The sequence below is a fragment of the Roseomonas acroporae genome, from assembly GCF_023223525.1.
GTDB classification, from domain to species: domain Bacteria; phylum Pseudomonadota; class Alphaproteobacteria; order Acetobacterales; family Acetobacteraceae; genus Roseomonas_E; species Roseomonas_E acroporae.
This window is the reverse complement of the sequence record NZ_JALPRX010000005.1, coordinates 1-12,652: the sequence shown is the minus strand read 5'-3', so window position 1 is coordinate 12,652 and position 12,652 is coordinate 1. Positions and strand designations below refer to the sequence as shown.

General features: G+C 76.7%; 11 protein-coding genes. 4 read left to right on the top strand and 7 right to left on the bottom strand.

Going from position 1 to position 12,652, the window contains the following annotated elements:
- Positions 1-196 (top strand): hypothetical protein (locus M0638_RS01175; protein ID WP_456316019.1); only part of this gene is annotated, 196 nt, incomplete at its 5' end.
- Between the two features lie 481 nt (positions 197-677).
- Positions 678-1,847 carry a TAXI family TRAP transporter solute-binding subunit gene (locus tag M0638_RS01170; protein WP_248665118.1) on the top strand — a complete coding sequence of 390 codons (1,170 nt, stop codon included), beginning with the start codon at positions 678-680 and terminating at the stop codon, positions 1,845-1,847.
- A gap of 18 nt (positions 1,848-1,865) precedes the next feature.
- On the opposite strand, the gene M0638_RS01165 is transcribed toward M0638_RS01170, so the two are convergent.
- The 4 genes from M0638_RS01165 to M0638_RS01150 all read right to left on the bottom strand — a co-directional run bounded on the left by M0638_RS01165 (position 1,866) and on the right by M0638_RS01150 (position 7,562).
- The gene (locus M0638_RS01165) at positions 1,866-3,428 is read right to left on the bottom strand and encodes a hypothetical protein (protein WP_248665117.1); all 1,563 of its coding nucleotides are present in this window, start codon (positions 3,426-3,428) and stop codon (positions 1,866-1,868) included.
- Positions 3,425-5,191 carry an asparagine synthase (glutamine-hydrolyzing) gene (gene asnB, locus M0638_RS01160; RefSeq protein WP_248665116.1) on the bottom strand — a complete coding sequence of 589 codons (1,767 nt, stop codon included), beginning with the start codon at positions 5,189-5,191 and terminating at the stop codon, positions 3,425-3,427. Before asnB ends, M0638_RS01165 begins: the two co-directional genes overlap by 4 nt.
- Positions 5,192-6,373 (bottom strand): glycosyltransferase, encoded by a 1,182-nt coding sequence (locus tag M0638_RS01155; protein ID WP_248665115.1) that lies wholly within the window; start codon positions 6,371-6,373, stop codon positions 5,192-5,194.
- 196 nt (positions 6,374-6,569) lie between these two features.
- Positions 6,570-7,562, bottom strand: a complete 993-nt coding sequence (locus tag M0638_RS01150; protein WP_248665114.1) for a glycosyltransferase family 9 protein — start codon at positions 7,560-7,562, stop codon at positions 6,570-6,572.
- 335 nt (positions 7,563-7,897) lie between these two features.
- On the opposite strand from M0638_RS01150, the gene ygfZ reads away from it, so the two are divergent.
- On the top strand, positions 7,898-8,737 hold the full coding sequence (ygfZ, locus tag M0638_RS01145; RefSeq protein ID WP_248665113.1) for a CAF17-like 4Fe-4S cluster assembly/insertion protein YgfZ: 840 nt from the start codon (positions 7,898-7,900) through the stop codon (positions 8,735-8,737).
- A 503-nt stretch (positions 8,738-9,240) separates the two neighbouring features.
- The gene (ndk, locus tag M0638_RS01140; protein WP_248665112.1) at positions 9,241-9,663 is read left to right on the top strand and encodes a nucleoside-diphosphate kinase; all 423 of its coding nucleotides are present in this window, start codon (positions 9,241-9,243) and stop codon (positions 9,661-9,663) included.
- Between the two features lie 348 nt (positions 9,664-10,011).
- Here the strand turns inward: ndk and M0638_RS01135 are convergent, their stop codons facing one another.
- The 3 genes from M0638_RS01135 to purM form a co-directional block, all read right to left on the bottom strand.
- Positions 10,012-10,176, bottom strand: a complete 165-nt coding sequence (locus tag M0638_RS01135) for a hypothetical protein (RefSeq protein ID WP_248665111.1) — start codon at positions 10,174-10,176, stop codon at positions 10,012-10,014.
- Positions 10,177-10,360: 184 nt separating this feature from the next.
- Positions 10,361-11,062 carry a phosphoribosylglycinamide formyltransferase gene (gene purN / locus M0638_RS01130; RefSeq protein ID WP_248665120.1) on the bottom strand — a complete coding sequence of 234 codons (702 nt, stop codon included), beginning with the start codon at positions 11,060-11,062 and terminating at the stop codon, positions 10,361-10,363.
- 44 nt (positions 11,063-11,106) lie between these two features.
- Positions 11,107-12,153, bottom strand: coding sequence for a phosphoribosylformylglycinamidine cyclo-ligase (gene purM, locus M0638_RS01125; RefSeq protein ID WP_248665119.1), 1,047 nt, complete (start codon positions 12,151-12,153; stop codon positions 11,107-11,109).
- Between the last annotated feature and the right edge of the window lie 499 nt (positions 12,154-12,652).

Below are 12,652 nucleotides of genomic sequence, written 5' to 3'. Positions count from 1 at the left end.
CCCCCCCCCCCCCCCCACCGCCGGCAGCGCCGAGGCGGCGGCGGCCCTGGCCCGCACCCACGACCCCGAATTCCTCGCCTCGATCGGCGCCCGCATCGCGCCCGATCCGGCCACCGCCATCCTCTGGTACCGCCGCGCCGCCGCGCTGGGCGACGCCGGCGCGCCGGCCGCGCTGCGTCGGCTGGAGCCGCGCTAGAGCCGATCCAGCCTGACTGTATCAGGCCGGAACGGCTCCAGCCTTCGATCCGGCGCATTTTCCGAGCCGCCGAGCGAGGACGCTCAGCCTGAAAATGCTCTGGAGCCGTTCCGGCCTTTTGGTTTCTCGCATTTCCCGGGTCGCCGGGTGAGTACGCCCGGCCTGGAAATGCTCCGGGGCGCGTCCGCGAAGGGGAGCGGCGAAAGGATGGGGAGGGATCTTCCGTGCCGGCCGGGAAGGCGCGCCGCCCCGATGCCGTGGCATCGTGGCAGGCGGCCTGTGCCGCCGGCGCGGAAAGGGCCCGCCGGACCGAGCCGATCTCCCTGCGCGCACGCGCCCTGGAGCGGCTCTCGACCGGAGAAGCCGTGCCCCCGCCACCGGGACGCGCCGGACAGGCCTTCACGGCGGACGGGGCCGGAGCGTGGCGCCGGGAACGGCGCCGCCATCCGGCCCGCGCCGGCAACCACGGAGAGGAAACGGCATGAACGAGATCCCGGCCACGCGACGGGGCCTGCTGCTCGGGGCGGCGCTCGCGGCGGCGGGCGGACCGGCGGCGGCGCAGGGCCCGGCGGCACGCACCCCGGCCGAGGCACGCGCCTCCCCGCCGGCCCTGCCGCCGGCCGCCCCGCCATTCCCCGCCCCGGCGCGGCCGACGGCCCCCACCGGCCTGTCGGCGACGCTGACGGCGCGCGCCAATGCCGGCACGGTGGGCGTGATCTCGGGCGGGGTGGACGGCACCTACATCCGCATCGCCGCCGACCTCGCCGCCGTGCTCGACGACGGCGAGCGCCTGCGCGTCCTGCCGATGATCGGCAAGGGCTCGGTGCAGAACCTCGCCGACATCATCTACCTGCGCGGCGTGGACATCGGCATCGTGCAGTCCGACGTGCTCGCCTTCGTGCGCCGCGAGCGCCTGGTGCCCGGCGCCGCCCAGGCGATCCAGTACATCGCCAAGCTCTACGACGAGGAGATCCACCTCCTGGCGCGCCGCGAGATCGCGCGCATCGAGGATCTCGCCGGCCGCCCGGTGAACCTCGACGTGCCGGGCAGCGGCACGGCGATGACCGGCTCGCTGCTGTTCGAGGCGCTGCGCATCCCGGTGCGGCCGGCGCACGACTCGCAGGACGTCGCGCTGCAGAAGCTGCGCGCGGGCGAGATCGCGGCGCTGGCCTACGTCGCCGGCAAGCCGGCCCGCCTCTTCGCGCCGCTCGGCGCCGATTCCGGGCTGCACTTCCTGCCGGTGCCGCTGGCCGCGCCGCTGCTGGAGACCTACCTGCCCTCGCAGCTCGGCCCGGCCGAGTATCCCGGCCTGGTGCCGCCGGAACAGCCGGTGGAGACGGTGGCGGTGGGGGCCGCGATGGCGGTCTACGCTTGGCAGCCCGGCAGCGACCGCCACCGCCGCGTGGCGCGTTTCGTCGCCGCGCTGAACGAGAAATTCCCCACGCTCCAGCGCCCGCCGCGCCATCCGAAGTGGCGCGAGGTCAACCTCGCCGCGCAGGTGCCGGGATGGACCCGCTTCTCGCCGGAGCAGCCTCCGCCCCGCTCGCCCGGCACGGTCTCGGGCTGGCGCGCCGCGCCGGCGAATGGCGCACCCGCTGGCCCGACCACTGGCCCGACCACTGGCCCGACCGCTGGCACGGCGAAGCCGTAGCGGGCGCGCGGCGGCGCGTCAGCAGCGGCAGGACGGCGCGCCGGCCGCGCCCGGCCCGTCCGCCCGCGACGCCTCCCCGCGCGGCACCGCCGCCCGCAGCAGCGCCAGCCGCGTCGCCACCGAGGCCGCCGCCGCGTCCACCGCCTCGTAGTAGCGCGCGTGGAAGGCGGCGAGGCGCGCCCGCTCGGCCGGCGCGGCCTGCCCGTGCCGGCGCAGCCAGCCTTCCGGCGGCTGCCGCGCGGCGCGGATGCGCGCGTAGAGCGCGGCGAAGTGCGCGAGGTTGGCTTCCGCGTCGTGGAAGCGCGCCTCGGCGAACAGGCGGTCGAAGCGGCGCTGGTAGCGGCTGGTGATGGCGTCGTCGTAGAAGATCAGCGCGAGGTCGGTCTCGTAGAGGTCGTTGTCGCGCCAGGGCGGCACCGCGCTCACCAGCGCCCCCGGCCGCGTCGGCAGCTCGGCCGCCCGCAGCACCGAGCGCCGCGCCGCCGCGTCGGCCCACACCGCGTCGAGGTCGTCGATCGGCATGTCGTTGGCGCGCAGCGCGGTGTTGACGAACTCGTTGCGCGGCACCGGGAAGTCGAACACCGAGACGAGCAGCGGCCGCCCCGTCGGCCATTCCGCCCACAGGCCGGCGGCGGCGAGCGCGTTGTGCGCGAGGTGCGCGCAATTGTCGTTGAAGATGTTCCAGCGGAATTCCCGCTGGCCGGCGCGGTAGGGCGCGTTCTCGGCGTTCAGGAACGCCACCATCCGCCCCATCGCCGCCCGCCCCACCGGCACGCGCGCGCAGTACCGCCCGCGCCCGAAGGCGATCGCGTAGTCCGTCGCCACCGAGATCTCGTACATCCAGTCCCGGCGCGACATGCCCGGCGGCATGGCGGCGAAGGACGTCTCGTGGAATTCCACGCCGTCGAAGATGCCCTGCGCCGCGGCCTCGGCCTGCGCTTGGCGGTAGCGCGCGCGGGTCAGCCGCTCGCCCGGGCGCAGCCCGCCCTCGAAGAAGAAGCCCGGCCCGTCCGTCGCCACCCATTTGGCGTTGCGGTAGTTGCTGTTCATGGAGAGCCCGGCGCCCTCCGGCTCGCCCGGCCGGGACGGGTCGCACAGGCGCAGCACCGGGTAGCGCGCGTCGCGGTCGCGGCAGGCGCCGTGCAGGTAGAACACCGCGTGCCCGCCGATGCCGCCGCGTATGTCGGCGCCGAAGCCCGGCCGCTTGCGGATCTGCGAGACGGCGCAGAACTCGGCGTAGAGCGCGGGCGAGACGGCGGCGGCGGCCTCGGGGGGCGTCGAGCCATGGCCGAGGTCGAAATCGGCGGCGGCGCAGCCGGACAGCCAGAGCGCGGCGAGCAGGGCGGGGACACGGTTCCGCCGTCTTGCGCCCCCGCGGGGAGGGCTCCGCCTTCCCTCGGCCCCGTCCGTTCCCCGGGGAAGGCGCAGCCTTCCCCGGTCCCCATCCGCCCCCCGGGGAAGGCTCTGCCTTCCCCGGACCCCAGCCGCCAGAAGGGCGAAGCCCTCCTGGACCTCTTCTCGTTCGGGCCTCGCGGGGCGAAGCAGCCGGGCCGTCCCTTGCGACAGCGCGGAGAGGATCACGCGGCGAGGGCAGCGAACACGTCGCCCTCGGCCGGCATCCCCTCGACGTGCCGCCGGTGCCAGAGCGCGTAGAACAGCAGGTGCCAGGCGGCGAAGGCACGGTGCTTCTCGCCGGCATGCCGGAACAGCGCCGCCACGCGGTCCGGCCGCGCGATCTCCGCCACGCCCGGCTGCGCCGCCACCAGCGGGCCGAGCCGATCACCCTGCCCCGCGATCCAGGCGCCGATCGGCACGGTGAAGCCCTGCTTCGGCGCGAAGGGCCGCGCGGCCGGGAAATTAGCCTCCAGCCAGCGCCGCAGCAGCCACTTGCCGGCCGCCCGCCCGCCTTTCGAGCGCACCTTCAGCGCGTCCGGCAGCCGGAACGCCGCCGCCGCCACGCCGGGGTCGAGGAAGGGCGTGCGCCCTTCCACCCCGTGCGCCATCAGGCAGCGGTCGAGCTTGGTCAGCAGGTCGTTCGGCAGCCAGTCGGCCACGTCCAGCGCCTGCGCGCCCTGCAGGCGGGTGCGCCCGCCCGCGCCGCAGGCCGCCTCGGCCGCCTCGATGCCGTCGCGCCAGCCGCGCGGCGGCTCGCGCAGCACGTCCAGCCGGTCGAAGGCCCCCCGCGCGCGGGGGGCGCGGCCGCCGAGCCACCAGGGGCGCATCGCGGCGCGGTAGCGGCCGTAGCCGCCGAACATCTCGTCGCCGCCCTCGCCGGAGAGCACCACCTTCACCGCCCGCCGCGCCTCGCGCGCCAGGAACCAGGTCGGGATGATGGCGTAGTCCGCCGCCGGGTCGTCCATCGCGGCGACGATCTCGGGCAGGTGCCGCCAGACCATCGCCTCGTCGATCCGCACCGTGTGGTGCTCGGCGCCGGCGGCGCGCGCGGCCTCGGCGGCATGGGCGCGCTCGTCGGCGGCGCCCGGCGCGTCGAAGCCGGCGGTGAAGGCCAGCACGGGCCGGTCGTTCAGCCGCGCCATCACGGCCAGGATCGCGGCGCTGTCGATGCCGCCCGAGAGGAACAGCCCGTAGGGCACGTCCGAGCGCTGGTGCAGCGCGACGCTCTCGGTCAGCGCGGCGTCGAGGCGCTCCAGCGCCGCCTGCTCGGTGATCTCCTCCGGCCCGCCCTCGGGCAGCGCGGCGCGGCGGCGGCGCTCCACCACGGCGCCGTCGGCGATCACCACCGTCTCGCCGGGCAGCACGCGGCGGATGCCCTCGAAGATGGTCTCGGCGCCGGTGGTGAACTGGATCTGCAGCAGCTCGTCGCGCGCCTCGCGCCGCACCCGCGGCCGCACCAGCCCGGCCGCGACCAGCGCCTGCGGCTCCGAGGCGAAGGCGAGGCCGCCCGCCACCTCGGCGAGATAGAGCGGCTTGATGCCGAACGGATCGCGCGCCAGCACCAGCCGGCGCGCGGCGCGGTCGTGGATGGCGATGGCGTACATGCCGCGCAGCCGGTCGGCGAAGCCGACGCCGTCGCGCCGCCAGAGATGCAGCGGCGGCTCGCAGTCGCTGCCCGTGGTGCAGACGAGCTGGTTGTCGCGGCGCAGCTCGCGGTAGTTGTAGACCTCGCCGTTCGCCACCAGCGCCGCCGGCCCGGCCAGCAGCGGCTGGTCGCCGGTGACGAGGTCGATGATCGACAGGCGCGTGTGCGCCAGCGCGATGTTGCCCGACTGGTGGTGGCCGGCGCCGTCCGGGCCGCGATGCGCCAGCGCCCCGGTCAGCGCGTCCAGCACGGCGGCGGCGGGCACCTGCCCGGGGCGCAGCGACAGGCCGGCGATCCCGCACATTCAGGCCGCATGCTCCGTCCGCGCGGACTCGCCCGCCCCGTCCGGCGTCGTGCCCGGTCCCCTCTCGTCCTGGCCGCTCTCGCCGAGGCCGATCCCACCGTGGCCACTCTCACCCTGGCCACTCTCACCCTGGCCGCTTCCGCCCCGCCTGGCGCCGCCCGCCGCGACGTCCTCCAGGAACCGCCGCCAGCGCGCCAGCACCGGCGCGGTGGCGAAGTGCCGCCGGTAGACGGCCTGCCCGGCCGCGGCCATGGCGCGCGCGGCCGCCGGGTCGCCGGCCACCGCCGCCAGCGCCGCGGCCAGCGCCGCCGGGTCGTCCACCGCGGCGAGCCGCCCGGTCACGCCCGGCTCGATCAGCTCGGTGGGCCCCTGCGAGGCCGCCGCCACCACCGGCCGGCCGGCGGACCATGCCTCCAGCACCACGTTGCCCAGCGGCTCGTGGCGCGAGGGGCAGACGAACAGGTCGCACCCCGCCAGCAGCGCCCCGGTATCCTCGCGCCAGCCCAGGAAGGCCACGCGGTCGGCGACGCCGAGCGAGGCGGCGAGCGCCGTCAGCGCGCCGCGCTCCGGCCCCTCGCCGGCCAGCGACAGGTGCAGCCCAGGCAGCAGGGCCAGCGCCCGCAGCAGCACGTCGAAGCCCTTGTTGCGATGCAGCCGCCCCAGCGCCAGCAGCCGGGTCATGCCGGGCGGCGCCGGCAGCGCGGCGGGGGCGCAGCCGGCGAAGTCGTTGGCGAAATTCGGCACGTGGTGCGCCCGCGCCGCCGGCCAGCCGCGCGCCACGAAGTATTCGCGCAGGCCCCGCGTGTTGCCCACCAGATGGTCGCAGCGGCGGTAGTAGCGCAGGTCGTAATAGCCGCCGAGCCGGCCCACCAGCGTCCAGGGCCCGCGTGGCGCGAAGCTGGCGGCGCGGTTCTGCCACGCCACCACCACCTCCGGCGCGAAGCGGTGCAGCGCCTGCCGCAGCCGCAGCCGGGTGACGAGGTCGAGCGGGTTGCCGAAGGGCAGTTCCAGCGGGTCGAGCCCCGCCGCGCGCAGCCGCGCGTTGCGCCCGTCCGGCGCCGGGTCGCGCCGGACCACCGGCAGCACCGTCTCGCCCGCGGCGGCCTGGGCAAGGCAGAGACGCTCGAAGAAGGCCTCGGCGCCGCCCTGCGCGCCGCTGCCCATGACGTGCGCGATCCTCATGGGGCGATCCTCATGGGCGCGGTTTTCAGGGGGGCGATCCTCAGGGGGGCGCCCCTCGTCGGGCCGGTCCCCGCGAGGCGAGTCCCGCAGGGGCGATTCCCATCGGGGCGCTCCGTCAGGGCCATCCTCGCGGTGCCGCCCCGCGCGTGCCACCCTTCCGCCCCGGCCGGCCGCCGGGGCGCGACGCGGCCGCCGCTCATGCCGCCGCCCCGACCAGCGCCGGGACCGGCGCGGGCGGCGCCGCCAGCAGCGTCCGCGCGGCCCGCAGGGCCGTCTCGACCGGCAGCGACGCCATCGGCGCGGCGCCCAGCGGGCCGTCCGCCAGGACGGCGGCGGCGCAACGGCCGACCGGCGCGTACTCCGCGGCCGGGGTCGGCCCGAACAGGCCGAGGGTCGGCGTGCCGGCGGCGGCGGCCAGGTGCATCAGCCCGGAATCGTTGCCCACGAACAGCGCGCAGCGGGCCAGCGCCGCCGCCACCTCGGCCAGCGACAGCCCGCCGACCAGGTCCACCGCGCCGCCGCCCGAGCCGTTCCCCGCCTCCCCGGGCGCGCCGGCCAGCGCCGCCAGCAGCGGCGCCGCCATGGCGCGCTCGGCCGGGCCGGGGCCGCCGAACACCACGGCGCGGGCACCCGGCAGCGGCCCGTCCGGCGCGGCGAGGGCGCGGAACAGCGCGGCGAAGCGGTCCGCCGGCCACAGCTTGCCCGACCAGTTGGCGGTGGGACCGAGCGCGATCCAGGGCGCCCCGCCACCCACCGCCTCGGGCAGCAGCGACGCCGCGCGCGCCGCGTCGGCCGGCGCCCACCAGGCCACCGGCCGGGGCGGCGGGTCGAGCCCGAGCACGGCCCCGATCTGGCGGATGCGGTGGCCGCCGCGCCAGCCGCCGCGCTGCACCGCGCGGCGGCGCGTCCACACCGTGTAGCCGAGCAGCCCGCCGCGCAGGTCCACCACCAGGTCCCAGCGCTGCCGCACCACGCGCAGGTACAGCCCCGCCCAGTGCATCCCGTAGGGCCGCTTCTCCAGCACGATCGTCGCCTCGCGGTTCGGCATGCGGTCGAACAGCGGCGCCGCCACCGGGCCGCAGACCACGGTGATCGCGGCATCGGGATGCGCGCGGACGAGGTGGTCCAGCAGCCCCGTGGTCAGGACCGCGTCCCCGAGCCGGTTGGAGGTGACGAACAGGATGCGCATCTGGAGGCCGCGTCTAGCATGAACGCGCCGACATGGCGCTACCCCGGCCGGGTCCTTCCGGCCCCGGGGCATTCCGCCGCGCGGGGGCGCCCCGCGGGGCCGGCGCTCCGGCCCGCTCCCCCCGGATGAGCCTTTCCGGACCGCCCCTCGCGCCCGCGCCGCCTTCCCGGACGCCGGCCTCGGGCCGGCCTTCCTCCCGCCCTCGCCGCGACCACGGCGGCCGCCACGATTGGGATTGCTCGGTCGCCCGCAACGCCCCGCCCTCCCCGCGACCACGGCGGCCGCCGCCGCGCCACCCGTTGCACCGGCGGACCGCCGCGCCCAACTCCCCGTCCATGCCGATCAGCCACCTCCCCGACCGCGCCGTCATCGAGATCACCGGCGAGGACCGGGTGCCCTTCCTCCAGGGCCTCGTCTCGAACGACGTGACGCAGGCCGCCCCTGGCCACGCCGTCTGGGCCGCGCTGCTGACGCCGCAGGGCAAGTGGCTGGCCGATTTCCTCATCCTCGCGGATGGCGGACGGCTGCTGCTGGACGCCGAGGCCGCCGGCGCCGCCGCCGTGGTGCAGCGCCTTTCGCGCTTCCGCCTGCGCTCGCGCGTCGCGCTGGCCGTCACCCCGCTCTCCGTCGCCGCCGCCTGGGGTGGGACGGCGCCGCCGACGGGCCTGCCCGAGGGCGCGCTGGCCGTGCCCGATCCCCGCCTCCCCGAGGCCGGCTGGCGCCTCCTCTCCCCTACCCCGGTCGCGGCGGACGCCGATTTCGCCGACTGGGACCGCCACCGCCTCGCCCTCGGCCTCCCCGACGGCGCGCGCGACCTCGACGCCGAGAAATCCGTGTTGCTGGAGGCCGGGTTCGACGAGCTGCACGGCATCTCCTGGACCAAGGGCTGCTACATGGGCCAGGAGCTGACCGCCCGCACCCGCTACCGCGGCCTGGTCAAGCGCCGGCTGGTGCCGGTGGAGGTGGCCGGCCCGCTGCCGCCGCGCGGCACCCCTCTGCTGCGCGACGGGCGCGAGGTGGGCGAGATGCGCTCCGGCCGCGACGGGCTCGGCCTCGCCCTGATGCGCGTCGAGGCGCTGGACGGGCCGGCCCGGGCGGCCGGAGAGGCGGGCGATTCGGTGCTGACGCCGCGCGTGCCGGGCTGGATGCGGCTGCCGGAACGCGCCCCGGCCTGAGGGCCCGTCCGGGAGGTCGGCGGAGGGGATCCCGCCGCCCTGACAGCCTGTTCGAGAAGCCTGCGGGTCGGTCCGGCGGGTCTTTTCCGCGCCGGGAGCGTCAGGGACCTGGCACGATGCGCCGCATCGCGCCGGCGTCCCTCCATCCTTCCCGGCACGAAAAACCCTCGCCATCCCTCCGCCGCAGGCCTCCCATACGGGTCCGCACAAGTTGCGGACCCGTATGATTCGTCGGTCCGGCGCGCGGCCGCCCCACCAACCCCACGCGCGATACCGGCCCGCACAAGCCAGGATTTGTGCGGGCCGGTATCAAGCAGGCTCCGAGGCGGCGCGTCGGGGCGGGGGACCGACGCTTCCGGCGCGGAAAGGGCCCGCCGGCCCCGACCCGCGGGCCGCCCGGACAGGCTCCGGACCGCGGGGCCGGGCTTGCGCGGCGCCGCCCGGCGGCTTATCCGGCGCCCCGAATCGCCGCCTTACCCGCTCTCACCAGAAGGAATTGCGCCATGGCCACCGAGCGCACGCTGTCGATCATCAAGCCGGACGCCACGCGCCGGAACCTGACGGGCAAGATCAACGCCAAGTTCGAGGAGCAGGGCCTGCGCATCGTCGCGCAGAAGCGCATCAAGCTCACGAAGGAGCAGGCCGAGGGCTTCTACGCCGTCCACAAGGAGCGGCCCTTCTTCAACGACCTCGTCGCCTTCATGATCACCGGCCCGGTGGTGGTGCAGGTGCTGGAGGGCGAGGGCGCGGTCGCGAAGAACCGCGAGATCATGGGCGCCACCAACCCGGCCAACGCCGCCCCCGGCACCATCCGCAAGGAGTTCGCCGAGAGCATCGAGGCGAACTCCGTGCACGGCTCGGACAGCGCCGAGAACGCCGCGACCGAGATCGCCTTCTTCTTCAAGCCGGAAGAGATCGTCGGCTGAGGCAGGCACGCCGCGCCGCGGGGCTTCCCCGAGGCGCGGCGGCACGGAACGGCGAAGGGCCCCGCGCCGATCCCGGCACGGGGCCCTTTCCGTTCGTGGGCCGCGCGGCCTGTCGCGGTCCGCCGGAAGGCGGGCACGCCCGGCGGCGTGAATCCGCCCGGAAGGCGACGACCTGCGCCTCGCCACGGAACATTTCCGTGGCTGGGCGCGCTCGCCCGGCGACCCGGGAAATGCGCCCGGGAAATGCGACGGATCAGGGGCCGGCACCATGCCAGCCCGACCCGGTCGGGCTGGCATGGTGCCGGCGAAGCCGGTCCGTTCCGGCCCTCGCGATACCGGCGGCGCGGTTCAGCCGACGAAGATCTTCAGCAGGATCAGCAGCACCACCACCGCGATCACGCCATAGGAGGCGAAGCGGGTGAAGGCGGCCCAGCCGCGCTGCCGGTCGGCGACGAGGTCCGCGTAGCTCATCGGCGCGGTGGCGGCATCGTTCGGCGCATGCGTATCGGCCATCGTTGTCCCTGACGCTGACGTTCTTCCAGCGTTTTGTAGGAAGCGACGGCCGGTTCCGGCAAGGGGCGGCCCGGCTGGATCGGCGGAAGGCGGTTCGATGGGAGGCGGCGGGGCCGTCCCCCAGGACCCGTTCGGGCCGGCCTGCGGGTCGGTTCCCTGTCGCCGCCGACCTCCCGGATGGCTCTCAGCGCGGCGCCGGGTTCAGCAGCGCCGCCCCGGGATCGGCCCAGAGGTCTGACTCAGGGGCTGCCCCAGGGGCTGCACCAGGGTCGGCGGCCCACCCCGCCCCGGCCGCCACCCGGCGCAGCGCCAGCGGGTAGAGCCGGTGCTCCTGCGCCAGCACCCGCGCGGCCAGCGTGTCCGGGTCGTCGCCCGGCAGCACCGGCACCGCCGCCTGCGCCAGGATCGGGCCCGCATCCATCTCCTCGGTCACGAGGTGGACGGTGCAGCCGTGCAGCGTGCAGCCCGCCGCGATGGCGCGTTGGTGCGTGTCGAGGCCGGGGAAGGCCGGCAGCAGGCTCGGGTGGATGTTCAGCATCCGCCCCGCCCAGCGGCCGACCAGCCAGGGCGTGAGGATCCGCATGTAGCCGGCGAGGCAGACCAGCTCGATGCCATGCGCCTCCAGCACCGACTGCACGGCGCGCTCGTGCGCCGCGCGGTCGCGGCCGTGGGGGCGGCTCTCCACCACCGCCGTCGCCACGCCGCGCGCGGCGGCATGGGCGAGGCCGGCGGCGTCGGCGCGGTTGGACAGCACCAGCGCGACCTCGGCCGGGAAGCCCGGGGCGGCGGCCGCCTCCAGCAGCGCCGCCATGTTGGAGCCGCGCCCGGAGATCAGCACCGCGACGCGGCGGCGCGGCGCCGGCGTACCGCCGGCCGGTACGTCCATCGGCGCGGCCGTCGGCGCACCCGGCCCGGCGGACGCGTCCGCGCTCATCGCGGCCAGCCCGCCGGCAGGTTGTCGATCCGCACCCCGTCGCCGCCCGCCTCGATCCGGCCGGCCACGAACACCGTCTCGCCGGCCTGGCGCAGCGACTCCGCCGCCGCGTCGGCATCCTCGGCGGCCACCACCACCACCATGCCGAGGCCGCAATTGAACACCCGCAGCATCTCCTCGGCGGCGACGTCGCCGGCCGCGGCCAGCCAGCGGAACACCGGCGGCACCGTCCAGGCGCCGGCATCCAGCACGGCGGTGACGCCCTCGGGCAGCACGCGCGGCAGGTTGCCGGGCAGGCCGCCGCCGGTGATATGCGCGGCCGCCTTCAGCAGCCCCGCCTGGTGCAGCGCCAGCAGCGGCCGCACGTAGATCCGGGTCGGCGCCAGCAGCGCCTCGCCCAGCGCCAGCCCCTCGGCGAAGGGTGCGGGATCGGTCAGGGCCAGGCCGCTCGCCGCGACGATCCGCCGCACCAGCGAGTAGCCGTTGGAGTGCACGCCCGAGGCGCCGAGGCCGAGCAGCACGTCGCCCGGGCCGACATCGGCGCGCGGCAGCAGCCGGTCGCGCTCGGCGGCGCCGACCGAGAAGCCGGCGAGGTCGTAGTCGTCCGCCGCGTACATGCCCGGCATCTCGGCCGTCTCGCCGCCGATCAGGGCGCAGCCGGCGCGCGCGCAGCCCTCGGCGATGCCCGCGACCACGTCGCGCGCCTGCTCCACGCGCAGCTTGCCGGTGGCGAAGTAGTCGAGGAAGAAGAGCGGCTCGGCGCCCTGCACCACCAGGTCGTTGACGCACATCGCCACGAGGTCGATGCCCACCGTGTCGTGCTTCCCGGCCTCGATGGCGAGGCGCAGCTTGGTGCCGACGCCGTCGGTGGAGGAGACCAGCACCGGGTCGCGGTAGCCGGCCGCCGCCGGGTCGAACAGCGCGCCGAAGCCGCCGAGCCCGCCCATCACGCCGGAGCGGCGCGTGGCCTTCGCCAGCGGCTTGATCGCCTCCACCAGCGCGTCGCCGGCCTCGATGTCCACGCCGGCGTCGCGATAGGTCAGGCTGCCCGGGGAGGCAGGAGAGGAGGCAGGAGGGGAAGCGGGGGCGACAGGTGGGGAGCCGGGCGGCGGGGGATTCGGGGGAGTGGTCACGGCGGCCTCCGGTCAACGGGCGGTCGGGGTCGGGCGGCCGCGCGGCGGATCGCCCCGCGGATCGCTCCGTGGGCGCCCCGTGGCACCGGCGGGCGGCCGGCACGACAGGCGGCATCGCCCGGCTTGTAGCGCGCGCGCCGCGCCGTGCCACGGGGCTTGCGGCGCCCCGGCCCCGCGCCGCACGCGGCCCTGCGCCCGCCGGCGCCGCGGCGAGGCAGGACGGGGCGGGGCGGCGCGACGGCCCGCTGCCGCGGCACGGCCGGCCGCGCCCGCGAAATCTGTTTTGCATCGCGACGAGCCGGGGCAGTCTGCCACCCCGCCCCGGCGCCGCGGGGGTGGCGCGGACGGGCGCGGGCCGGTTGCTGCACGCGGAGCAGGCTGGCGCATTTCCAGGCCGGGCACACTTGCC

Bases quoted from the DNA above. Each gene is read 5' to 3' on its own strand.
- M0638_RS01135 (WP_248665111.1), bottom strand. From the start codon at position 10,176: ATGGCCGATACGCATGCGCCGAACGATGCCGCCACCGCGCCGATGAGC.
- purN (WP_248665120.1), bottom strand. From the start codon at position 11,062: ATGGACGTACCGGCCGGCGGTACGCCGGCGCCGCGCCGCCGCGTCGCG.
- asnB (WP_248665116.1), bottom strand. From the start codon at position 5,191: ATGTGCGGGATCGCCGGCCTGTCGCTGCGCCCCGGGCAGGTGCCCGCC.
- M0638_RS01155 (WP_248665115.1), bottom strand. From the start codon at position 6,373: ATGAGGATCGCGCACGTCATGGGCAGCGGCGCGCAGGGCGGCGCCGAG.
- M0638_RS01150 (WP_248665114.1), bottom strand. From the start codon at position 7,562: ATGCGCATCCTGTTCGTCACCTCCAACCGGCTCGGGGACGCGGTCCTG.
- ygfZ (WP_248665113.1), top strand. From the start codon at position 7,898: ATGCCGATCAGCCACCTCCCCGACCGCGCCGTCATCGAGATCACCGGC.
- M0638_RS01170 (WP_248665118.1), top strand. From the start codon at position 678: ATGAACGAGATCCCGGCCACGCGACGGGGCCTGCTGCTCGGGGCGGCG.
- ndk (WP_248665112.1), top strand. From the start codon at position 9,241: ATGGCCACCGAGCGCACGCTGTCGATCATCAAGCCGGACGCCACGCGC.